We start from the raw sequence: 22,711 nt of genomic DNA on the forward strand, positions 1-22,711 counted from the left end.
GCGGGCGATTTCGGGAGAAAATTGGTCGAGCTGAGAGGATTCGAACCTCCGACCCTTTGCACCCCATGCAAATGCGCTAGCCAGACTGCGCTACAGCTCGTAAAAGGAGTTTTCAGTTTCCTCTTTTCCCCGGGCGTTGTCAACCGGATTTTTGTTCGGTTTTTTTGTGCGCTTAAAAATCTCCCTTTCGGTGCGCTTTTTTATGAGGCATCGCGGTATTCGCGACGGCGGGCGCGCGTTTCCGCTTGACGGTTTTTCCGCGCGCATTTATTGTTTCACCTTACATTTTTTAACAACCTTTTTCATCACAAGCCATGGGCCAACCGAAACGCAAACAGTCCAAACGCCGCAGCGCTCTTCGCCGCGGAGCCAATCAGTACAAAGCGCCGCTTCTTTCCAAGGATCCGGCGGATGGAACCGCGTGCCTGCCGCACCGCGTCAATCCCGCCACGGGAATGTATCGCGGCCGCAAGGTCATCGACGTCGAAATCTGAGGTCGTCCTTTCGGGCGATTTTTGTCTGTCTTAGTTCCCGCAAAAGCGTTAGTCTTTTCGCTGATGGACGCTGAGACACATTCATATCGGATTGCCGTAGACTGCATGGGCGGGGACAAAGGTCCCGAAGAAGTCGTCCATGCGGTCGCCTTGGCGTTGCGCGAGATCGGCGAGAACGACAGGCTCGTCCTCGTCGGTCGCGAGCCGGTGCTCGCGCCGCATCTGCGCCGCCTCGGTCTCAACCGCAATCCGCATATCGAAGTGCGTCACGCTCCCGACGAAATCCAGATGACGGACAAGCCGATGCAGGCGCTGAAATCGAAGAAGAACGCTTCGATGATCGTCGCATTCGAGATGCTGAAGGCGGGCGAGGTGGACGCCGTCGTCTCGACGGGCAACACGAAGGTGCTCGTCGGCGCGGGAACGATCAAAGTCCGCATGATGCCGGGCTGCCAGCGCCCCGCGCTGACGGCGATCATGCCGCGCAAGGCGGGCTTTACCATCATGGTGGACGTCGGCGCGAATCCGGAAACGACGCCCGAACAGCTCGTCCACAACACGATTCTCGGCTCGCTCTATTCCATCGCCATGCTTTCGACGAAGAAGCCGCGCGTCGGTCTGCTGACCGTCGGCACGGAGGAAGGCAAGGGCGGGGAACGCATCAATAAGACCAACGCCTATCTGAAGGAGCTGACGAAGCGGCTCGACTGGTTCGAGTACGCGGGCCCGGTGGAAGGCTTCGACGTGTTTCAGGGCGACGTGGACGTCATCGTCACGGACGGCTTCACGGGCAACATCGTGCTCAAGTCCGTCGAGGGGCTCGTCCACATGCTCAAGGACATTCTTTCCGCGAAGGTGAAGCGCAACCCGCTTTACATCGTCGCGATGGTCATGCTCTACCCGCTGCTGAAGGCGGTGAAATCGCAGCTCCGTCCGGAAAAATTCGGCGGCGCGCCGCTGCTCGGGCTCAACGGCATGGTGATCAAGGCGCACGGCTCCAGCAACCGTTACGGCACCAGCGCCGCGATTCTGATGGCGCGCAACGCGCTCGCGAGCGGCGTTTCCTCCCGCGCGCCCCAGGCGCTTTCCGAAGCGAATCTGGCGCTTGAGGAAATCAAGGAAGAGCTCGTCTGCTGACTTTCGTTTTTCTGCGGGAACGTTCCCGCCGGTCCGCGAAAAAAGCGTTCCCGTCCGGGAACGCTTTTTGCTTTCGCCTCCGCGCGCGGCTCACTCCTTCGTGATCGCGCGCAGCTCCGTTTCGAAGTATTCCGCGAGCGCTTTCGCGGAAATGTGGTCCCACATTTTTTCGTAGGGATAAAATTTCGGCGTCAGCTCGACCTTGGAAAAGGGCAGAGGAAGAATGAAGCCGTCCCAGGATTTGAAACGGATCGCGCGGCTGTATTCCGAGCCGATCAGCGCGACCGGGCAATGCGTCTTCTGCGCGATGAGCGCGGCGCCGGGATTGAATTTGTAGCGCGGCCCACGGGGACCGTCCGGCGTGATCGCGACGTCCTCGCCGCGCGAGAGCTTGCGGTAGATTTCGAGCATCGCCTGTCCGCCGCGGCGCGACGTCGAGCCGCGCACGGCGCCGATGCCGAGAAAGCGGAAAAACGCCGCGAGCCACGCGCCGTCCTTCGACGGCGAGACGAGCCCGTTCATCTTGCCGAACGGGCGGAATCGCCGCCGCAGATCCGCCGAAATGAAGAGGCGGTTGTGCCAGAAAACGACGATCAGCGAATGCCGCTGCTCGGCGACCTGCTTCGCGGCTTCGGGCGAAATCGTGATGCGCAGCGTCCACAGCCACGTGCGCAGCAGCAGACTCAGCGGGAAAAGCAGCGCCATCTGCCAAAGCGGGATTTCCCGCACGCGGCGCTGGCGCTCCATTTCGTCGGCCGTCATCGGACGGACGGGCTGTTTTTCTCGCGGTTCCTGAGGCATGGCGGTCGCGTTCCCGTCAGATTTTGCGGAGCTCGTAGCCGTCCTTGCGGTCGAGAGACTTCCAGCCGAGCGCGGCGAGCTCGTCGCGCAGGCGGTCGGCCTCCGCCCAGTTCTTCGAGGTCTTCGCGGCCCAGCGCTTTTCGCCGAGCGCGGCGACGTCCGCGGGAACGTCGGCGGATTTCTTTTCGCCGGAAAAGAGCTTCAGCCCGAGCGCGAAGAGGATCTTCGCGAGCCCGCAGAGCTGCGTTCCCGCCTCCGCCTTCGTGAGTTCCTTTTTGCCGAGCTCGCCGAGCGCGGAAAAGAGCTTCCCGATCGCGCCGGGAATGTTCAGGTCGTCGCAGAGCGCCGTCCACGCGGGCTCGAACGCGCCCCACGCCGTGTTCCTTTCGTGGACGGAAATGTCCTGCGAAAATTCCTCGACGGAGATTCCCGCCTTTTCGAGCAGGCGGCGCGCGCCTTTTTCGATTTTTTCGAGCGCGGCGGTCGCGTCCTCGAGGGATTTCAGCGTGAAGTTCAGCTGCGAGCGGTAGTGCCCGGAAATGAGCGCGTAGCGCACCGCCGCCGGCGAAAATCCTTTGCCGACGAGATCGGCGAGCGTGTAGAGGTTGCCGAGCGACTTGGACATCTTCGCGCCGTCCACCATCAGGTGCGCGGAGTGGAACCAGTGCCGCGCGAACGTGCCGTGACGGCCGCACGAGCATTCCGCCTGGGCGATTTCGTTCTCGTGGTGCGGGAAGCACAGATCGACGCCTCCGCCGTGCAGGTCGAAGGTTTCGCCGAGGTAGTGCGTGCTCATCGCCGAGCACTCGATGTGCCAGCCCGGGCGGCCTTCGCCCCAGGGGCTTTGCCAGAAATTCGGGCCGTCCTCGGGCTTGCGTGCCTTCCACAGCGCGAAGTCGGCGACGTCGTCGCGCGCGTATTCGTCGGCGAGGTTCGCCGTTCCCGCGGAGTTCGTTTCCTGCGTGCGGAGCGCCTCGCGGTCGAGGTGCGCGAGCTTGCCGTATTCGGGATCGCTCGAAACCTTGAAATAAACGCTGCCGTCGGGTGCGACGTAGGCGTTCCCGCGCGCGACGAGCTTCTCGATCATCGCGATCTGCAGCGGAATGTGCTCGACGGCGCTCGGCTCGACCTGCGGCGGGAGCATGTTGAGCGCGGCGCAGTCGTCGTGAAACTTCTTCGTCCACGCGGCGGTGAACTCGGCGAGCGTCTTGCCCTCCTGCTGCGAGCGGCGGATCGTCTTGTCGTCCACGTCGGTGATGTTGCGGACGTGGCGGACGCGGATTCCGTCCGTTTCGAGCGCGCGGCGCAGCACGTCCTGCAGCAGGAAGGTGCGGAAGTTGCCGATGTGCGCGGGGCCGTAGACCGTCGGGCCGCAGCAGTACATGCCGAATTCCTTTTCGGGCGCGCTCGGCGCGAGCGTGCGGCGTTCCCGTGAAAGCGTGTCGAATAAACGTATGCTCATGCTCTGAAAAAGTGAAAGCGCCCATTATTGCGCGGGAACGCCGTTCTGGCAATACCCTTGAAGTGCGTCGGGTTTTGATTTAGAAAAGGCGCATTATGCTGAAAGTTTCCACGAGAGACGAAGACTGTTTTGAAAAGCTGCGCGCGTTCGGCGCTCCCGCCGCGCTTTCCGGTGACATCGCCCGCACCGTTTCCGAAGTGATCGCGGACGTGCGCGAGCGCGGCGACGAGGCCGTGCTCTACTATACGGCGAAGTTCGACCACGCGAAGCTTCTGCAGAAGCAGCTCCGCGTTCCCGCCGAAGCGATCGACGAAGCGTTCGCGTCCATCGACCCGAAAAAGCTCGAAGCGCTGAAGGCGTCCGCCGCCTCGATTTCCGATTTCCACAAGCGCACGCTCCCGAAAAACTGGAAGACGCGCAACCCGCACGGCGCCGCCGTCGGCGAGCTCTTTTTCCCGATCCGCCGCGTCGGGCTCTACGTTCCCGGCGGCCAGGTGCCGCTGTGTTCGACCGTGCTGATGACGGCGCTTCCCGCTAAGATCGCGGGCGTTCCCGAGCTCGTGCTCTGCACGCCGCCGCGCCGCGACGGCTCCGTCGCGCCGGAAATCCTCGCCGCGGCGAAACTCTGCGGAGTTTCCGAAATTTATTGCGTCGGCGGCGTTCAGGCGATTGCCGCGATGGCTTACGGCACGCGGACGATTCCCGCCGTGGACAAGATCGCGGGACCGGGCAACGCCTTCGTCGTCGAGGCGAAGCGCCAGCTCTTCGGCAAGGTCGGAATCGACCTGCTGCCCGGGCCGAGCGAAGTCATGGTCATCGCCGACTCCAAGGCGAATCCCGAATGGGTCGCCGCCGACATCATCACGCAGGCGGAACACGGCAGCGGCAAGGAAAAAGTCTATCTGGTCTGCTTCGACGAACGCACGGAACGCGCCGTGGACGTCGCGATCGAATCGCTGCTCACGCGCTACGAAAAAGGCCCGCGCCTCCGCGAGATCATGGAAGCCGGTTTCTGCAAAATTCTCGCGGATTCCACGGACGCCGCCGTCGCCGTCGCGAATTTCGTCGCGCCCGAGCACCTTGAGATTCAGACGACGCAGAAGCGCCAGAAGGAGCTCTCCGCGCGCATCACGACGGCGGGCGCGATGCTCGTCGGGCACTACTCGCCCGCGGCGCTCGGCGATTTCGTCGCGGGACCGTCGCACACGCTGCCGACTTCCCGCACGGGGCGCTTCTTCAGCGGCCTGCAGGTCTCCGACTTCATGCGCCGCACGAGCTACGTCCGCTACGACGAGGCCTCGCTGAAGCTCGCGCGCCCGGTCGTGGAGATGTTCTCGGAAATGGAACATCTCCAGGTCCACGGTCACTCGGTCGGCATCCGCTTCGAGTGACGCCGCGGGAACGGAGACGACCGCGCCTCCGCTCTCATGGACACACGATTCTTTCGTCCGCGAAATCCGTGCGTTTCGCGGACGATTTTTTTTGTGTTTCCTCCGTGCGGCGACGGGAGAGAAAACGCGCTTATTTCTTCGCGGACGCTCCGCCGCGGCGGGAACGCGTCTTGAACGTGTACGGCAGTTCGATCTTTCCGCCGTTGCGTTTCGCTTCTTCCAGGAGAGATTTGACCGCAAGCCGCACGATGTCGGAGGCGTTCAGGCACCAAAGCTTCGCCAATTCTTCCAGCAGTTCTCGGTCTTCGGGATCAAGGCGTATGCCCATGGAGGTTTTCGAGCTCATGTGAAACACTATGGCGGCGTTTCCGCCGTCGCGCAAACCATTTTCCTCGCCGAATCGCGAAGAAATTTTTCGTTCCTCCCGCCGCGACGGGAAAGCGCTGGCGCCCCGACCGAGAATCGAACTCGGATTAACGGTTTAGGAAACCGCGGTTCTGTCCATTGAACTACCGGGACCGGCGAAAAAAACACAGGAACGACAATGCCGCCGCGAGCCGCGTTTGGCGAGCAAGTTTTTAGAGCGCCTCTTCCTGGGCGCGGAATTCGCGGATGACGACGATTTTGATTTTCCCGGGGTAGGTGAGCTTTTCCTCGACGTCGATGCGGATCTTCTGCGCGAGCGCGCGCGCCTCGGCGTCGGAGACTTCGGCGCTGGAGACGATGACGCGGACTTCGCGGCCCGCCTGAATCGCGAACGCGTCCGTCACGCCCGGGAACGCCTTGGCGATTTTTTCGAGCGCGGCGATGCGTTCGGCGTAGCCTTCGCGCGTGGCCGCGCGGGCGCCGGGGCGCGTCGCGGAAATGGAGTCCGCGAGCATCACGAGCGGCCCGTAAATATTTTCGTGTCCGACTTCGCGGTGGTGCGATTCGACGGCGTTGACGACTTCGCGGCATTCTCCCGCGAGGCGCAGCGCGCGCGCGCCCGCGATGGCGTGCGCGTCCTCGTTGTTCGCGTCCACGGCCTTGCCGATGTCGTGAAAGAGCCCCGCGCGCACGGCGAGCGCGACGTCGAGCCCGAGCTCCGCCGCGAACGTTCCCGCGAGCTGCGCCGTCTCGACGGAGTGCGCGAGCGTGTTCTGGTTGACGGAAAGGCGGAACTGCAGTTTGCCCAGCAACTCGCGGACGCTTTCGGCGACGTCGTGGACGCCGAGATCGTCGCAGACCTTCGTGCCGACGGCGACCGCGTTCGCGGCGGTTTCGCGGCGGGCTTCCTCGACGTAGTATTCGATGCTCTGCGGGTGGATGCGCCCGTCGGCGATCAGGCGCCGCAGCGCGAGCGCGGCGACCTGGCGGCGGAACGGGTCGAAGCACGAGACGAGCACGGAGCCCGGCGTGTCGTCGATGATGAGCGTCGCGCCCGTCGTCTGCTCGAAGCTTTTGATGTTTCTGCCTTCGCGGCCGATGAGGCGGCCCTTGATCTCTTCCGCGGGAATGGGCACGAGCTCGGAGGAAAGTTCTTCGTTGAGGCGCGGGGCGACGCGCTGCATCGTCGTGATGAGCAGCTTGCGCGCGTCGTTCGCGTATTCGGCTTCGGATTTTTCGAGGACGCCGCGGCGGATCGCGCGGGCTTCCTCGGCGGCGTCTTCGGCGACGCTCTTCAGCAGGTCCGCGCGCGCCTTTTCGACGGAGATGCCGGCGACGCCGCGGATTTTTTCTTCGTAGCGTTCCCGCGCGGCGGCGAGCTTTTCGGCTTCGGCGGCGAGGGCGCGTTCCCGCGCTTCCGCCTTGGCGAGGCGAAGCTCGAGCTCGTGCGCGCGGACGAGATTTTCCCGCGCTTCCTTTTCGTTCGCGGCTCGGCGTTCGGCGGCGAGCTTCTCGTTCTCGGCGACGCGTTCCCGCGCGGAGACCTCTGCGTCGCGGCGTTCGGCGGCGAGCCGTTCGTTTTCAAGCCGGAGAGCGCGGTTGCGCCGAAGCGCGAAAACGAGCCCCGCGAAGGCGAACGCGGCGGCGGAGGCGGCGAAAATGCTGATGTCCGAAATGTTTTCCACGACTGAATTCATTCAAAATTTTGACTGACTGTGCCGAGGAAACAAGAAACGAGGAACGGAAAATCTGGTGCGGATTCTCGCTTTCGGGCGGCGTTTTCACAAGAAAAATATCGCGCGCGCGGCGATTTTCTGAAACTTTCGCGGACACGAAGTCGTTTTTATCGTCATGAAATCCAAAGTGCTTCCGATTCTTGTTTCCAACCTGCTCGTCGCGGTCGTCGCGTGGAGCGCCGCGTCGTTTTTCGCCGGCGGAGACGCCGAGGCGCTCGCCGCGAAGGACGCGGAAATCCGCGCGCTGAAAGACGAGCTCGCGAAACGCGCGTCGCGCGCCTCGCGCGGGAACGCTTCGCGCCGCGCCGCTGCCGCCGCGCCGCGGGAAAACGCTCCCGCCGACGCCTCTCCGGAAGCCGCGGACGCGCGCCGCAGGGAGACGGAACGCCGTTTCGAGACCTTCCGCAAGATCCGCCGCGACACCGCGATCACGCGCCTCGCGCTGCGCCTGAATCTCACCGAAGAGCAGAAGGCGCGCCTCGCCGAGCGCGCGGAAGCGAATGAAGCGGAGCTGCGCGAACTCGCCGAGCGCGCGCGTCTCGCGCCGGACGACGAAGCGCTCCGCGCCGAGCTGCGGGAACGCATGCGCGCCTCCGATCCGGAAGAATTCGTCGCGGAGCTTCTCGGCGAGGAACAGCAGACGGAATACGAGGCCTATCGGCGGGAACGCGCGACCGCGCGCGCCGAGACCGTCGCGAACATGCGCCTCGCCATGCTGCAGGACAGCGTCGCGCTCTCGCAGGAACAGAAGGACCGCTACTTCTCCGAATACGCGACGGCGGCGCTGGAGTCCGACGGGCGCGTTTCCCGCGAGGCGGAGCGCGAAATCCTCAAGAACGTGCTTTCCAACGAACAGTTTTCCGCCTACGAAGAGCAGCAGGCGGCGCTCGAGGCCGCCGGCGTCGGACGCGGAGGCATGCGCGGCGGAATGCGCGGCGTGCGCTTCGACGGCGGAAACCCGCCTCCGCCGCGGGAATGAACCGCGTTCCCGCGCCCGCGCGGGCCGAGCGAAATTTTTCGCGCAAAAAAAACGCGCTCCCGGGCGGGAACGCGTTTTTCCTGTTTTTCGCGCGGAGGCGAAAAAGCGCTCAGTAAACGACCTTGTTGAGCGGATATTCGATGATGCCTTCGGCCTTGCACGCCTTGAGCGCGGGAATGATCTCGCGCGTCAGCTTGCTGTCGATGATGGTCTCGACGGCGATCCACGCGTCGTTCGAGAGCGGCGAGATCGTCGGGTTGCGCATCGCGGGGAGCTTTTCGACGACTTCGGAAAGGCGTTCCCGCGGCAGGTTGAACTTGAGGCCGACGAGGTGCTTCGCCGTCAGCGCGGACTGGAGCATCATCGCGATGGACTCGATCTTCGCGCGCTTTTCCGGATTTTCCCACGCCTTCTTGTTGGCGATGAGCTTGGTGTTCGTCTTCAGAATCGTGTCGACGATGCGGAGCTTGTTCGCCTTGATGGAGCTGCCGGTCTCCGTCAGATCGACGATCGCGTCGGCGAGGTCGGGCACCTTGACTTCCGTCGCGCCCCAGGAGAACTCGACCTCGGCGGTGACGCCGTGGCTTTCGAGGAAGCGGCGCGTCGTGGCGACGAGCTCCGTCGCGATGCGCTTGCCCTGCAGGTCCTTGACGGTCTTGATGTCGGACGCTTCGGGAACGCAGATGACCCAGCGGCTCTGCACGTTGGAGGCGCGGGAATAGACGAGGTCGCAGACTTCGACGACGTCGGCGTCGTTTTCGACGACCCAGTCGTAGCCGGTCAGACCGCAGTCGAAGAATCCGTGCTCGACGTAGCGGGCGATTTCCTGCGCGCGGACGAAGCGGCCGTCAAGCGCGGGATCGTCGAAAGACGGGCGGTAGGAGCGCGAGCTTTTGACGACGGGATAACCTGCCTGCGCGAAAAGCGCGAGCGTGGACTCTTCGAGGCTGCCCTTGGGCATGCCGAGCATGAGGAGCGGTGTGGTGTTTGCCATGGCTGTCTGATTGTGAAAAAATGAAAGTGCAAGCATCCGCTTCGGAGGCGGTCTTGTCAAGGCGCAAGAAATCGTTTGACAAATCCGCGCGGGCGTGCGATTTTTCATGCAGAGACTGCAGAGTCGCCGTCTCGAAAAAATCCATTATTGTTTTACCCAAGTTTACCCGAATATTTCAGTCAGCCATGAGAACGCTTCTCACCATCCTTGCATCCGTTTCAATCCTCGTCTGCGCGGGTTGCGCTTCCGGCGACGGCTCGAAGAGCCCTTGGTCCGCCGGCTCCAAAGCGAAGCCCGCCGCGCAGCCTGCGTCGGCTCCCGCCGCTCCGGCTCCTGCGGCCGCTCCCGCCGCGACGTGCGCTTCCGCTGCCGAGGCCGCCGCTCCCGCGGAATGCGCGACCTGCGCTCCCGCGGAGGACGCGCCGCTCCTCGCCGCTTATCCGGCTCTGCGCCAGGCCAACAAGGAACGCGCTCTCGCCGAAATCGAAGCCGCCAAGGCGGAAAGCGCTCCGCTGCCGACTCCGGACGAAGGCAAGGCGCGCGTGGTCGCCTACAACACCGACTGCGCGGTGGTTCAGTTCGACTCCGGCTCCGCTTTCAAGGCGGGCGACCGCGTCGTCCTTTCCAAGTCGGGCGCGCATGCGCTCGTCAGCGTGATTTCCGTGCTCGAAGGCGGACGCTACATCGCCGAGGAAGTTGCCGGCGTGATCGGCGCTCCGATGCTCGTTCCCGGAGATGAAATCGACTGCGTCCTCTGGATTGATCCCGAAGACGTCGCCGCCGTCGCCGCCGCCGCCGAAAAGGCGAAGGCGAATTCCGACGACGCGACCGACGCCGTCGCCGACGACGAAGAGGAAGGCGAAGACGAGGAAATGGACGAAATCGAGGAATAATCCCTCCGTGCGTTTTCCCGAAAAAAGCGGCGAAGCCTCTGCGCTTCCGCCGCTTTTTTTCGTTTCGGGAAAATTCATGCATTGACGCGAAAGAGCGAAGCGTCTAGAACGTTCGTTCAATAAAACGATGAGGCGGAAGGACGAAAACAACACGCGGGAACGCATCTTGACGGCGGCGGAGAAACTGTTCGCGGAGCAGGGGTTCGACGGCGCGTCGATGCGCGGGATCACCGCGTCGGCGAAGGTCAATCTCTCCGTCGCGTATTACTATTTCAAGGACAAGGAAAACCTGCTTCATTCGGTGCTCGACCGCTATCTGCTGCCGGTCATGGAGGAGATGCGCGGGCTGCTCGCGGCCGCGCGCGAGGCCGCGGGAACGGCGCCGATCCCGCTCCGCCGCCTGCTCGACGCGATGGTGCTCCCGCGCGCGCGCTGCCTTTCCGAAACCGCGCACCAGCTCTTCACGCTGCTTTTCGTCCATCGCGGCGAGACCGAGAAAAAAATCTTCGCGACGCTCGAGAACAAGATGGAGCCGCTGCAGCGGATGTTTCTCGACGAGTTCGCGCGCACGCTCCCGCATCTTTCCGAGCTCGAACTGCGCTTCCGCATGGAGAGTCTCGACGTGATGCTCTACGGCTGGCGCACCGTGGGCCCGCTCAAGGAACACCGCTATCCCAAGACGGTGCCGATCGAGACCTTCCTCGAAATGCTGATGACGTTCGCCGAGCCGCTTTTTCTCGCGCCGGCGACGCTTTCACTGAAGAAGCGTCCCGAGGCGCGTTCCCGCTGAAAAATTTTTGAACAGACAAAAAGAAAAAATCCGAATCACCTTCGATTTATGATGAAAAAAAACGTTAAGAAATCCTTCTTTCTCGGCGCGCTGACGGCGCTCGCGGGAACGCTCGCCTTCACGGGCTGCGGCGAAGAAAAACAGGCGGCCGCGCAGGCCGCGCCGCAGGGACCGACGGAGGTTCCGCTGACGGTCGAGACCGTCGCCTACCAGTCGCGCGACATCGTGCAGGAGCTGCCGGGCCGCGTGGACGCCGTGCGCCTCGCGGACGTTTCCGCGCGCGTGACGGGCGTGCTGCTCGAACGCAAGTTCGAGGAAGGCGCGAAAGTCGAAAAAGGACAGGAGCTTTTCCTCATCGATCCGGAGCCGATGATCGCCGCGCGCGACGCGGCGGCGGCGCAGCTCGCGGGAACGCGCGCGCAGCTCGAGAGCGCGGAAATCATCTTCGGCCGCTATTCCGAGCTCGTGAAGACGGGCGGCGTCAGCCGGCAGGAATATGACGATTCGCGCATCGCGGTCGATTCCGCCAAGGCGGCGGTGCTCGCGGCGCAGGCGCAGCTCAAGACGGCGGAGATCAATCTCGGCTACGCGTCGGTGACGGCGCCGATTTCGGGCATCATCGGCGCGGCGCTCGTGACGGAAGGCGGCATCGTCTCCGGGGCGACGCTCACGAAGATGGCGGTCATCCAGCAGATGGATCCGATCAATTTCGACTTCACGCGCTCGGCGACGAGCCTGCTCGAACTCCGCCGCGCGGTCGCCGCGGGAACGGTCGAGAAGATCGGCGACGACGCGGTCGCGGTGAAGCTCATTCTCGAAGACGGCACGGAATACGCGCACACGGGCAAGCTGAAGTTCTCCGAAGTCACGGTGGACAAGGCGACGGGCATGTACAAGCTGCGCGCCGAGTTCCCGAACCCGGACAACCTTCTGCTTCCGGGCATGTTCGCGCGCGCGGTGCTCTCCGAAGGCACGGACAAGGCGGCGATTCTCGTCCCGCAGGAGGCCGTCTCGCTCGGCACGGCGGGCAAGGCGTCGATCTTCGTCGTCGGCGAGGGCGACATCGTGCGTCCCCGCTCGATCGTGATCGACAAGATGGAAAACGGCAAATGGCTCGTGAAGAGCGGGCTGAAGCCGGGCGAGCGCTACGCCGCCGACGGGCTGATGGCGATCGGGCTCGCGTATTCGCGCGGCGCGACGGCCGTCAAGGCGGTGGCTCCGAAGGCGAAGGAAGAAGCCGCTCCCGCGGAAACGCCCGCCGAGGCCGCTCCCGCGCCCGCCGCGAAGCAGGCGGAGTGATTTTTCCCCGCAGAAAAACTCGCGGGAACGCAAAATTTCTTAAAGGCATCTCACCATGGCAAAATTCTTCATCGACCGCCCCGTCTTCGCATGGGTGCTTTCGCTGATGATCATCCTCTTCGGGGTGATTTCCATCAAATTCCTGCCGATCGCGCAGTATCCGACGATCGCGCCGCCGTCCATCGCCGTGCAGTCCAACTACGCGGGCGCGTCCGCGGAAACGACGCAGAAGACGGTCACCGCCGTCATCGAGCAGCAGCTCAACGGCATCGACAACCTGCTTTACATGACGTCCTCGTCGGACTCGACCGGCAATTCCGAAATCACGGTCTATTTCAATCCGGGCACGAACGACGACACGGCGCAGGTGCAGGTGCAGAACAAGGTTTCGCTCGCCACGTCGCAGCTCCCGTCCGTCGTTCAGCGCACGGGCGTGACGGTGGAGAAGGCGGCGCGAAACATGTTCCTCATCATTTCGATCTATTCGAAGGACAATTCGATTCCGAAGGCCGAAATCGGCAACTACATCGCGTCGAACATTCTCGACCAGATCCAGCGCGTGAACGGCATCGGCTCCGTCGATTTCTTCGGCTCGGAAAACGCGATGTACATCTGGCTCGACGCCGAAAAGCTCAATTCCTACAACCTGACGGCGACGGACGTCGTCGCGGCGCTCCAGGCGCAGAACGTGCAGGTGCCGGCGGGCGCGGTCAACGGCGACCCCGCCGTTCCCGGCTCGCGTCTGAGCATCACGATTCAGGGCCCGGGAACGCTGGAGACGCCGACCGAGTTCGGCGACATTCTCCTGCGCGCGGGCGAGGACGGCTCCCGCGTGTATCTGCGCGACGTCGCGCGCGTCGAAATCGGCGAACAGAGCTACATGTTCGAGACGCGCTACAACGGCAAGGTCTGCATGGGTCTCGCGTGCAATCTCGCGACGGGCGCGAACGCGCTTGAAGTCGCCGACGCCGTGAAGAACAAGCTCGAAGAGCTTTCCGCCTACTTCCCGGAAAGCCTCACCTACGATTTCCCGATGGACACGACGCTGTTCGTGCGCGTGTCGATTCACGAAGTCATCAAGACGCTCGTCGAGGCGATCGTGCTCGTGTTCGTCGTCATGCTCGTGTTTCTGCAGAATCTGCGCGCGACGTTCATTCCGACGATCGTCGTCCCGATCGCGCTGCTCGGCACCTGCGCCGCGCTGTTCGCGATGGGCTTCTCGATCAACGTGCTGACGATGTTCGGCATGGTGCTCGCGATCGGCATTCTCGTGGACGACGCGATCGTCGTCATCGAAAACGTCGAGCGCATCATGACGGAGGAGGGGCTTTCCCCGCGCGACGCGACGCGCAAGGCGATGGGGCAGATTTCCGGCGCGCTCGTCGGAATCACGCTCGTGCTCACGGCGGTGTTCATCCCGATGGCGTTCTTCTCCGGCTCCGTCGGCGTCATTTACCGGCAGTTCTCGCTGACGTTGATCGCGTCGATGGTGTTCTCGCTGTTCCTCGCGATGACGCTCACGCCGGCGCTGTGCGCGACGATGCTCAAGCACAATCCGAACGGCAAGAAGCGCGGCTTCGCGGGCCTCTTCAACCGCGGCTTCGAAAAGATGACGAACGGCTACAAGGGCGTCGTCGGGCGCCTGATCCGGCACAGCGCGATCGGCATCGTCTCGTTCCTCGCGATCGGCGCGGGCTTCGGCTGGCTTTATCTGCGTCTGCCGACCGCGTTCCTTCCGGACGAGGACCAGGGGCAGATCGTCGCGCTGATTCAGCTCCCGCAGACGGCGTCGCAGGAACGCACGCTCGAACTTTTCGACGAATACGAGGCCTACGCGCTCGCGCAGCCCGAAATCGAAAAGATGATGATCGTGCAGGGCTTTTCGTTCAACGGCTGCGGCACGAACGTCGGCCTCGCGTTCATGAAGCTCCAGGACTGGAGCAAGCGCAAGGACCCGAACAGCTCCGCGGAAGCGCTCGCGGGTCGCATCACCGGACATTTCGCGCACCACCCGGACGGCATGGTCGTTTCGTTCAACCTGCCGCCGATCATGGAACTCGGCAACGCCACGGGCTTCGAATACCAGTTGCAGGACCGCGGCGGCGTTGGGCACGAGGCGCTCGTCAAGGCGCTCAACGAGGTCATCAAGGAATCCAACAAGCCGGAAACGGCGATGACGGGCGTCCGCCTTCAGGGGCTGAACGACGGTCCGATGCTCCGCCTCGACGTGGACAAGGAAAAGGCGCAGGTGCACGGCGTGAATCTCGGCGAGCTCTACAACGTGATTCAGGTCGCGTTCGCGTCGTCCTACGTGAACAACTTCGTGCAGGGTTCCCGCGTGCAGCGCGTGATCGTGCAGCTCGACGCGAAGGACCGCACTTCGCCCGAAGCGCTCGGCAACATGTACGTGCGCACGGGAACGGGCGAGATGATGCCGCTCTCGGAGCTCGTCTCGTTCGAGTGGATTCAGGGCTCGCCGGCGCTCACGCGCTACAACGGCTTCCCGTCGATGAACATCGTCGGCCAGCCGAAGCCGGGCCGCTCTTCCGGCGAGGCGATGGAGGAGTTCGACGAAATCGTGATGAAGCATCTGCCCGCGGTCGGCATCACCGGCATCGGCGGCGAGTGGACGGGCCAGTCGCTCGAAGAACGCACTTCGGGTTCGCAGGCGCCGGCGCTCTACGCGCTCTCGCTCATCATCGTCTTCCTCTGCCTCGCGGCGCTGTATGAAAGCTGGTCGATTCCGTTCGCCGTCATTCTCATCGTTCCCGTGGGCATCTTCGGGAGCGTGTGCGCGACGATGCTCGCCGGGCTCTACAACGACGTGTACTTCAAGGTCGGCTTCCTCGTCATCATCGGGCTTTCGACGAAAAACTCGATTCTGATCATCGAGTTCGCGAAGGAGCTGCAGGAGCAGGGTCGCAACCTTTACGACGCGACGCTGCAGGCCGTGCAGATGCGACTGCGCCCGATTCTGATGACGTCGTTCGCGTTCATTCTCGGCGTGGTGCCGCTGGCGCGCGCGTCGGGAGCGTCCTCGGCGGCGCAGAACTCGATCGGTACGGGCGTCATCGGCGGGATGCTGGCGGCGACGATTCTCGGCGTCTTCCTCATCCCGTGCTTCTACGTCGTCGTCCGCAAGGTCTTCCGCGCGACGGAACGCAAGCCGAACGCGGTCGTCGTCCACTGAGAACAGAAGTCAAAAAGAAACCGCGAATGAACACGAATTCACACGAATTTTTGGGGAAAGACTCCGGGACCGCGTTCCCGCGTTTCCGTTCGTGCGCATTCGTGAACATTCGTGGTTAAGAAATCGAAAAAAGTTTTATCAATGAAAATCCAAACGCTTTCCCTTCTTCCGTTTCTCGCGTTCGCCGCGACCGCGTGCACGATGGCGCCCGAATACGAGCGCCCCGACGTGCGCGACGTCGTCGCCGAAACCTACGCGGGAATCGCCGCGACGACGCCCGACGAGACCGCGGTCACGCGCCTCGGCTGGACGGAATTCTTCGCCGACGAACGCCTGAAGGCGCTCATCAAGTCCGGCCTGGAAAAGAACCGCGACCTGCGCGTCGCGATTCTGACCGTCGAGCAGGTGCGCGCGCAGTACGACATTCAGTGGGCGGACCTGCTCCCGAACGTCGGCGGCAGCGCCGCGTTCTCGCGTTCCCGCACGAACGAGTACCTTTCGCTCACCGGCAGGGCGATGACGACGAACCAGTTCTCGCTGGGCGTCGCCGCCTCCTACGAAGTCGATCTGTGGGGCCGCGTGCGCTCGCTCACCGATCAGGCGTTCGAGCGCTTCCTGCAGGCGGCGGAAAACGAACGCGCCGCGCGCATCTCGCTCGTCGCGCAGATCGCGATGCAGTATTACACGCTCGAGCTCGCGAACGAACGCCTCGCGCTTTCCGAACAGTCCCTCGCGACGACGCGCGAATACCGCGACCAGATCAAGAACCGCTTCGAGACCGGCGTCGCGACGGAGCTGGACTACACGACCGCCGAGGCGCAGTACCAGTCGCTCGTCTCCGCGACGGAACAGCTCCGCGAAACGCAGAAACAGGCGGTGAACGCGCTCGCGCTCCTCGTGGGCGAAACTGCGCTCCCGCAGCCCGACGCTCCCGCGCTCCCGCTCGCGTCCGCGAATCTGCTCAAGCCGCTCGAAGCCGGAATTCCCTCGCAGGTGCTCGTGCTGCGCCCGGACGTGCTCGCCGCCGAGCGCGCCCTCCGCGCCGCGAACGCGAACATCGGCGCCGCGCGCGCCGCGTTCTTCCCGAGCATTTCGCTCACGGGTTCGGCGGGGCTCGCCTCGACCGAGCTCGACGACCTCTTCACCGGCGCCGCGCGCACGTGGAGCTTCGTGCCGAGCGTGAACGTGCCGATCTTCGACTACTTCAACGGCCGCCTCGGCGCTCAGCTCGACGTCGCCGAACTGCAGAAGGAAATCGAAATCGCCAACTACGAAAAGGCGATTCAGAGCGCGTTCCGCGAAGTCGCCGACCAGCTCGTCGTGCAGGATTCGATCGACAAGCGCGTCGCTGCCGACGAAGCCGTGCTCGCCGCGCGGGAACGCCGCTACGAGCTGACCGCGAAGAACTACGAGCTCGGCAAGAGCCTCTACCTCGAAGTGCTCCTCGCGCAGAACGACCTGTTCTCGGCGCAGCAGAGCCTCGTGCAGACGCGCTTCGCGAAAATCGCCTCGATGATTTCGCTCTACAAGGCGCTCGGCGGCGGCTGGTCCGAAAACACCGTTCCCGCCGACGCCAAGACCGCGCCCGAGAAATCGGAGGACGCCGCGCCCGCCCAGGTCGCCGAAGCGCCCGCGCCCGTTCCCGCGGAAGTCCCTGCGCCCGAAACGCAGGACGCCGTCGAAGACGTTCCCGCGCCTGTCGAAGAACTCGTGGAAGAGGAGGACGACCTCGCGTCCGAACCGCTGATCCCGACGTCCTGCGACGTCATGGCGGCGCGTTCCCTCTACGACGACGAGGAAGAAGAGTGACGTCCCGCGCCCCCGCGCGCGCTTCAGAAGCCTCGCCTCCCGGCGGGGCTTTTTTTTGCAGGCTTCGCTCCCGCGCGGCTGTGAATTTCCTTGCGGGAACGCGGGGATGTTTTAGACTTTCCGCATACAAATTTTTTCTGATTTTCCAATGAGTTCCGCAAATACCGAAGTCGCCTACAACAGCAAAATCGAAGGCGGGGTCGTCGTCACCAAACTCGACGCCGCGATCGACTGGATCCGCGCCCACTCCGTGTGGCCGATGCCGATGGGGCTCGCGTGCTGCGCGATCGAGTTCATGTCGGCGAGCTGTTCGCGCTTCGACATTTCGCGCTTCGGCATGGAAGTCACGCGCTTTTCGCCGCGCCAGGCGGACTGCATGATCGTCGCGGGAACGGTCACCTACAAGATGGCTCAGGCCGTGCGCCGCATCTACGACCAGATGGCGGAGCCGAAGTGGGTCGTCGCGATGGGCGCCTGCGCCAGCTCCGGCGGCATGTTCCGCTCGTATTCCACGCTGCAGGGCGTGGACCGCATTCTGCCCGTGGACGTGTACATTTCCGGCTGCCCGACGCGCCCCGAGGCGCTGTTCGACGGGCTGATGGCGCTGCAGAAGATGATCGCCAAGGAACCGGGGCTCAAGCTCCTCAAGCGCGACCGCCCCGTGAAGCCGCTCTATTTTTCCTGAACCTGCGCGGGAACGCCGACAAAAATTTTTCAAAAAAAGTTCGCTCATGCTTTCCGAAAAAGATTTAGAACTCCAGAAACACCTGCTCGAAACGTATCCCTACATCGCGCTCCGTCCGGGTTCGGCCGACCACGCGTCGTTCGACGTTCCCGCGGACAAGGCGCTCGAATTCGCCCTCGCGCTCCGCGACAAGGAAGGCTTCGCCGCGATCAGCGACTGCGAAGGCTGCGACTGGGGCACGGACGCGTCGCCGCGCTTTTCCGCGATCTGGCACGCGTACAACTACGACAAGCACCTTTACGTGCGCATGAACGTCTATGCGCCGGACGACGCCAAGCCCGCCGTGCCCTCGCTCTGCTCCGTCTGGGCCGGATGCAACTGGCTCGAGCGCGAGGCGTTCGACCTGCTCGGCATCGACTTCACGGGACACCCCGACATGCGCCGCATCATGATGTGGGACGAATACCCGTATCACCCGCTGCGCAAGGACTTCCCGCTCTCGGGCGTCGAAGTGCCGTTCCCGGACGCCGACACCGTCGCGCAGACCGGCGTCAAGGTCATGCCCGCGCCGCAGAACGGCGGCCCGTTCATCGCCTGTTCCGGCAAGACCATGCGCGAGACCGAGCCGAGCGCCCTCGACCAGGAATGGCGGGAAGGCGCCCGCAAGCCCGCCGCCGAATGAGCCGCGCGGGAACGCGAAACACCGCAAACACGGAGATTTTTCAAAATGGCTGAAACCCTTGATTTCAATTATTCCGACGCCGCTTCGCGCGAGGACGAGCTCGTGCCCTGCGAAAAGATGCACCTCACGATGGGCCCGTCGCACCCGGCGACGCACGGCGTGCTCCGCCTGCAGCTCGAAGTGGACGGCGAAATCGTCACCAAGTGCACGCCCGTCGTCGGCTACCTGCACCGCGGCGACGACAAGCTGGCGGAAAACATGACCTACAACCAGTTCGTGCCGTTCACGGACCGCCTCGACTACCTCGCGCCGATCTGCAACAACGTCGCCTACGCGCTCACGGTCGAAAAGCTCGCCGGGCTCGAAGTTCCCGCGCGCTGCGCCGCGCTCCGCGTGCTCACCTGCGAGCTTTCCCGCATTTCCTCGCACCTGCTCGGCCTCGGCGTTTACGCGATGGACACCGGCGCGCTCACCGTCTTCCTCACGACCTACACCGAGCGCGAACGCATCTACTCGCTTTTCGAAGAACTCACCGGGCAGCGCCTCACGAACAGCTACACGCGCATCGGCGGCGTCACGCGCGACGTTCCCGAAGGCTGGCTCGAAAAGGTCGAAAAGGCGTGCGACTGCATTCTCAAGGGCGTGGACGAGATGGAAGGCCTTCTCTCCCGCAACAAGATCTTCCTCGACCGCACGAAGGACATCGCCGTCATCACCAAAGAAGCCGCGCTGCAGCAGGGCCTCACGGGCGTGAATCTGCGCTGCGCGGGCGTTCCCGCCGACATCCGCAAGGACCGCCCCTACAGCGGCTACGAACAGTACGACTTCGACGTTCCCGTCGGCACCGTCGGCGACTGCTACGACCGCTACCTGCTCAAGACGGAGGAAATCCGCCAGTCCGTGCGCATCGTGCGCCAGGTCTGCAAGACGCTTCCCGACGGGCCTATCTTCGCGCAGGACGCGAAGAACATCTGCCTCCCGCCGAAAAACCGCGTGCTCACAGGCATGGAGGATCTGATCCAGAACTTCATGATCACGACGCACGGGCCGCAGATTCCCGCGGGCGAAGCCTATTTCGAGGCGGAAAACCCGAAGGGCGCGCTCGGCTTCTTCATTCACTCGAAGGGCGAAGGCCGTCCCTACCGCCTGCACGTGCGCGGGCCGTCGTTCGTCACGCTTTCGATTCTGCCGAAGCTCGTTCCCGGCAACTTCGTCACGGACATTCCCGCGATCCTCGGCTCGCTCGACTTCGTCCAGGGCGAATGCGACCGCTGAGGCGCGTGAAATCTTAAAGGCGGGAAGCCCCGGAGGAAATCCGTGAAGCAGAAGCTTCTCCGCATCTTCGCGAAAAACGCGGCGTTCGTCGCGCTTTTCGCGTTTTTTTGCGCCCTCGTCGTCGCCGAAAAGGCGTTCCCGCAGATCGACGAAAAGACGGACGCGTATTTTTCCGAAACGATGACGGAGGCGGCGGTCGCGTTCGGCACGGCGCGCGCGCTCAACGGCGCGATCTCCGTCGTCAAGGAATCGAGCGTTTCCGCGACGCCCGCGGGGCTCGGCGTCAGCGTCGCGGTCGGGCAGGTGCTCGACCCGCTCGACGACGTCGTGGAACGCCTTTCCGACGTGCTTTTCACGACGATCGTCGCGCTGAGCATTCAGAAAATCATTTACGAAATCGTCGGCGTCGTCGCGCTCGGCGCGGTCGCGGTTCTGCTTGCCGCGGCGTTCGTCGCGGCGGTTTTTTCGCGGCGGGAACGCGTCCGCGCCTTCTCCGTCTGGCTGCGCAAGGCGGCGCTCGTGCTGATGCTCGTCCGCGTCGTGCTGCCGTGCACGGCGCTGATCTCCGACGCGGTCGAGACGCGCTTCTTCGCGCCGCGGCTCGCCGAATGCCGGGAACGCCTGCAGGTCTGGCGCGTCGAAATGCCGGACTGCGAATTCGAATTTTCCGAAGAGGACGGCATTTTGGACCGCGTTAAAAAGGCGGGCGCGAAGACGAAGGAAATCGCCGTCGCGACCGGGGACGCGCTCGCCTCGCTCGTCGAAAACGCGGGCGAAATCGTCGCGGTCTCGCTGGAGATCGCGGGGCTCTACGTCGCGCTCTTCGTCGTTCAGGTGCTCTTTCTGCCGCTCGGAGCGTGCTTCCTCGTCGTGAAGGCGACGAACCGCCTCTTCGCCTCCCGCCTTCCCGTGATCCTCGAAGCGCGCGACGCGCGGTCTGAAACACCGACGCGAGCTTGAGAATCGCGCGTCTCTTTTTCGTTCGCGTTCGCGCGGAAAGCGGCGTAAGTTTTTCCGCAATATGAAATTCGCGATACTCGGATCGGGAACTGGAAGCAACGCGGAAGCGATTCTCAAGGCTTACCGCGCGGGAACGCTCGGCGCCGCCGAGCCCGTCGCCGTTTTCTGCGACATTCCCGGCGCGAAGATTCTGGAGCACGGGAAGACCTACGGCGTTCCCGCGTTCCGGCTCGATCCCGGACCGTTCAAGACGAAGTTCTCGCCCGAGCGCGAGGCCGCGTGGGCGCAGGCGATACGCGACGCGGGCGCGGAATGGATCGTGCTCGCGGGCTTCATGCGTGTGCTGAAGGCGCCGCTGCTCGACGCGTTCCCGAACCGCATCATCAACCTGCATCCGTCGCTGCTGCCGTCGTTTCAGGGGCTGGACGGCATTGGGCAGGCGTGGCGCTACGGCGTCGCCGTGAGCGGGTGCACGGTGCATTTCGTCAACTCGGAGCTGGACCGCGGCGCGATCATCGACCAGGCGGTCGTGCGGCGCGAGCCGGGCGACACGCTCGAGAGCTTCGCGCAGAAGATCCACGCGGCGGAACACAGGATTCTGCCTGACGTCATCCGCCGGCTTTCGCTCGGCGAAGCGAAGACGTTCAACGCCTGAAGAAAGTCGCGGGCGACAAGAGAAGTCCGAAAGAAGTTTTTCAGAAAATTCCGCCGAGCCGAAATCCGCGTCGTTCCCGCCGCCCTCAATCCGTAACTTGACGCTCCTTTAATATTTTTCCCAAAAATGATCGAAACACGTTGCGAAATCGACAGTTCACTGGCTCAGCCGCTCGAAGACTTTTTCTGCGAGCTCGTGCGTTCGCCGTGGCTGATTTTTCATGAAAAAGTCGGCTCGCCGCATTGGCTGATGGGCTATTTCGACAGCGAGGCCGAGGCGCTCGACGCGTGGGCGGATCTGCGCAAGGCGTTCCGCATGCTGCCGGAGCGCCCGAGCGTCGGCACGCTCGAAGACCGCGACTGGAAGGAGGCCTACAAGGCGAATCTGCATCCGTGGAGCTACGGGCGCCTGCACTGGGTGCCCGAGTGGCGGCGCGCGGAATACGCCGTTCCCGCGGGCGCGGCGGTCGTGTATTTCGACGCGGGGCTCGCGTTCGGCACGGGCGACCACCCGACGACGCGGCTCTGCGGGCAGCGGCTCGTCGATTTCCTCGAAGCGCGCGGCGGAGCGGGCTCGGCGGCGGTCGCGGGAACGTCCGTCATCGACGCGGGCTGCGGCTCGGGGATTCTCGCGATCTCGGCGGCGCAGCTCGGCTGCAAAAAAGTTTACGGCTTCGACCGCGATCCCGAGGCGGTCGAGGTCTCGATCGAAAACCGCGCGAAGAACGCGCTCCCGCCGGAGGCCGTCGCGTTCACGCACGACGGACTGGAGACGGGGCTGGAAAAAGCGGGCGCGTCGGACGTCGTTCTGGCGAACATCATCAGCGACGTGCTCTGCATCTACGCGGACAATCTGCTCGCGGCGGTGAATCCGGGCGGCGTGCTCGCGCTGAGCGGGATTCTCGCGAGCGAGCAGGCGACGGTGACGCGCGTGTTCGAGCACAAGGCGCGCGCGGCGTGGGGCGGGAACGTCCGCGTCGAAGGCCGCGTCATGGGCGAGTGGTCCGACGTGGCGCTGTTCCGCGAGTGAGCGCGGGAACGCCTCCGCGGCGTCCTAACGAAAAACTAACACTCTCCGAACACGGGACAAACTTCGGCGCGCTACGATTGCGCG

General features: G+C 63.9%; 20 protein-coding genes and 2 tRNA genes. 15 read left to right on the plus strand and 7 right to left on the minus strand.

Features of this window, described 5'->3' with window-relative positions; genetic code table 11:
• Positions 1 to 22: 22 nt before the first annotated feature.
• A tRNA-Pro gene (locus tag ACQREB_RS07250) sits at positions 23 to 100 on the minus strand.
• Between the two features lie 214 nt (positions 101 to 314).
• Between ACQREB_RS07250 and rpmF the strand changes: the two genes are divergently transcribed.
• Together rpmF and plsX are read left to right on the plus strand one after the other, a co-directional pair.
• Entirely contained in the window at positions 315 to 494 is a 180-nt protein-coding gene (rpmF, locus tag ACQREB_RS07255; protein ID WP_427767112.1) for a 50S ribosomal protein L32, read from the plus strand.
• A 63-nt stretch (positions 495 to 557) separates the two neighbouring features.
• The gene (gene plsX, locus ACQREB_RS07260) at positions 558 to 1,631 is read left to right on the plus strand and encodes a phosphate acyltransferase PlsX (RefSeq protein ID WP_427767114.1); all 1,074 of its coding nucleotides are present in this window, start codon (positions 558 to 560) and stop codon (positions 1,629 to 1,631) included.
• Between the two features lie 90 nt (positions 1,632 to 1,721).
• Here plsX and ACQREB_RS07265 read toward each other — a convergent pair whose 3' ends face one another.
• Complete coding sequence (locus ACQREB_RS07265) at positions 1,722 to 2,393, minus strand: lysophospholipid acyltransferase family protein (protein WP_427767117.1); 672 nt, start codon at positions 2,391 to 2,393, stop codon at positions 1,722 to 1,724.
• Positions 2,394 to 2,448: 55 nt separating this feature from the next.
• Positions 2,449 to 3,894, minus strand: a complete 1,446-nt coding sequence (gene cysS / locus ACQREB_RS07270) for a cysteine--tRNA ligase (protein WP_427767119.1) — start codon at positions 3,892 to 3,894, stop codon at positions 2,449 to 2,451.
• 95 nt (positions 3,895 to 3,989) lie between these two features.
• Between cysS and hisD the strand changes: the two genes are divergently transcribed.
• Positions 3,990 to 5,285: a histidinol dehydrogenase gene (gene hisD, locus ACQREB_RS07275; RefSeq protein ID WP_427767122.1), complete on the plus strand. Its 1,296-nt coding sequence runs from the start codon at positions 3,990 to 3,992 to the stop codon at positions 5,283 to 5,285.
• A 130-nt stretch (positions 5,286 to 5,415) separates the two neighbouring features.
• Here hisD and ACQREB_RS07280 read toward each other — a convergent pair whose 3' ends face one another.
• From ACQREB_RS07280 to ACQREB_RS07290, 3 genes are all read right to left on the minus strand, one after another.
• Positions 5,416 to 5,631: a hypothetical protein gene (locus ACQREB_RS07280; RefSeq protein WP_427767123.1), complete on the minus strand. Its 216-nt coding sequence runs from the start codon at positions 5,629 to 5,631 to the stop codon at positions 5,416 to 5,418.
• 98 nt (positions 5,632 to 5,729) lie between these two features.
• A tRNA-Arg gene (locus ACQREB_RS07285) sits at positions 5,730 to 5,804 on the minus strand.
• Between the two features lie 59 nt (positions 5,805 to 5,863).
• Positions 5,864 to 7,336, minus strand: coding sequence for an HDIG domain-containing metalloprotein (locus tag ACQREB_RS07290; RefSeq protein WP_427767125.1), 1,473 nt, complete (start codon positions 7,334 to 7,336; stop codon positions 5,864 to 5,866).
• Positions 7,337 to 7,502: 166 nt separating this feature from the next.
• Between ACQREB_RS07290 and ACQREB_RS07295 the strand changes: the two genes are divergently transcribed.
• The gene (locus tag ACQREB_RS07295) at positions 7,503 to 8,366 is read left to right on the plus strand and encodes a hypothetical protein (protein ID WP_427767127.1); all 864 of its coding nucleotides are present in this window, start codon (positions 7,503 to 7,505) and stop codon (positions 8,364 to 8,366) included.
• Positions 8,367 to 8,475: 109 nt separating this feature from the next.
• Here the strand turns inward: ACQREB_RS07295 and hisG are convergent, their stop codons facing one another.
• Positions 8,476 to 9,360, minus strand: a complete 885-nt coding sequence (hisG, locus tag ACQREB_RS07300; RefSeq protein WP_427767129.1) for an ATP phosphoribosyltransferase — start codon at positions 9,358 to 9,360, stop codon at positions 8,476 to 8,478.
• Positions 9,361 to 9,545: 185 nt separating this feature from the next.
• Here hisG and ACQREB_RS07305 point away from each other — a divergent pair, with 185 nt between their 5' ends.
• From ACQREB_RS07305 to ACQREB_RS07355, 11 genes are all read left to right on the plus strand, one after another.
• The gene (locus ACQREB_RS07305) at positions 9,546 to 10,253 is read left to right on the plus strand and encodes a hypothetical protein (RefSeq protein ID WP_427767131.1); all 708 of its coding nucleotides are present in this window, start codon (positions 9,546 to 9,548) and stop codon (positions 10,251 to 10,253) included.
• Positions 10,254 to 10,380: 127 nt separating this feature from the next.
• Positions 10,381 to 11,043, plus strand: coding sequence for a TetR/AcrR family transcriptional regulator (locus ACQREB_RS07310; protein WP_427767133.1), 663 nt, complete (start codon positions 10,381 to 10,383; stop codon positions 11,041 to 11,043).
• Between the two features lie 51 nt (positions 11,044 to 11,094).
• The gene (locus tag ACQREB_RS07315; protein ID WP_427767134.1) at positions 11,095 to 12,342 is read left to right on the plus strand and encodes an efflux RND transporter periplasmic adaptor subunit; all 1,248 of its coding nucleotides are present in this window, start codon (positions 11,095 to 11,097) and stop codon (positions 12,340 to 12,342) included.
• A 55-nt stretch (positions 12,343 to 12,397) separates the two neighbouring features.
• Positions 12,398 to 15,532, plus strand: a complete 3,135-nt coding sequence (locus tag ACQREB_RS07320) for a multidrug efflux RND transporter permease subunit (RefSeq protein ID WP_427767135.1) — start codon at positions 12,398 to 12,400, stop codon at positions 15,530 to 15,532.
• 141 nt (positions 15,533 to 15,673) lie between these two features.
• Positions 15,674 to 17,341: an efflux transporter outer membrane subunit gene (locus ACQREB_RS07325; RefSeq protein ID WP_427767136.1), complete on the plus strand. Its 1,668-nt coding sequence runs from the start codon at positions 15,674 to 15,676 to the stop codon at positions 17,339 to 17,341.
• A gap of 148 nt (positions 17,342 to 17,489) precedes the next feature.
• Positions 17,490 to 18,026, plus strand: coding sequence for an NADH-quinone oxidoreductase subunit NuoB (nuoB, locus tag ACQREB_RS07330; protein WP_427767137.1), 537 nt, complete (start codon positions 17,490 to 17,492; stop codon positions 18,024 to 18,026).
• 46 nt (positions 18,027 to 18,072) lie between these two features.
• Entirely contained in the window at positions 18,073 to 18,708 is a 636-nt protein-coding gene (locus tag ACQREB_RS07335) for an NADH-quinone oxidoreductase subunit C (RefSeq protein WP_427767138.1), read from the plus strand.
• Between the two features lie 45 nt (positions 18,709 to 18,753).
• Positions 18,754 to 19,983: an NADH dehydrogenase (quinone) subunit D gene (gene nuoD, locus ACQREB_RS07340; RefSeq protein WP_427767140.1), complete on the plus strand. Its 1,230-nt coding sequence runs from the start codon at positions 18,754 to 18,756 to the stop codon at positions 19,981 to 19,983.
• Positions 19,984 to 20,025: 42 nt separating this feature from the next.
• Positions 20,026 to 20,943 carry a hypothetical protein gene (locus ACQREB_RS07345; RefSeq protein ID WP_427767142.1) on the plus strand — a complete coding sequence of 306 codons (918 nt, stop codon included), beginning with the start codon at positions 20,026 to 20,028 and terminating at the stop codon, positions 20,941 to 20,943.
• A gap of 61 nt (positions 20,944 to 21,004) precedes the next feature.
• Positions 21,005 to 21,598: a phosphoribosylglycinamide formyltransferase gene (purN, locus tag ACQREB_RS07350; protein ID WP_427767144.1), complete on the plus strand. Its 594-nt coding sequence runs from the start codon at positions 21,005 to 21,007 to the stop codon at positions 21,596 to 21,598.
• 126 nt (positions 21,599 to 21,724) lie between these two features.
• A complete protein-coding gene (locus ACQREB_RS07355) occupies positions 21,725 to 22,627 on the plus strand; it encodes a 50S ribosomal protein L11 methyltransferase (protein WP_427767146.1) in 903 nt (300 codons plus the stop codon).
• The last annotated feature ends 84 nt before the right edge of the window (positions 22,628 to 22,711 follow it).

This window comes from Candidatus Spyradosoma sp. SGI.093, assembly GCF_050314555.1.
Taxonomy (GTDB): Bacteria; Verrucomicrobiota; Verrucomicrobiia; order Opitutales; family UBA953; genus Spyradosoma.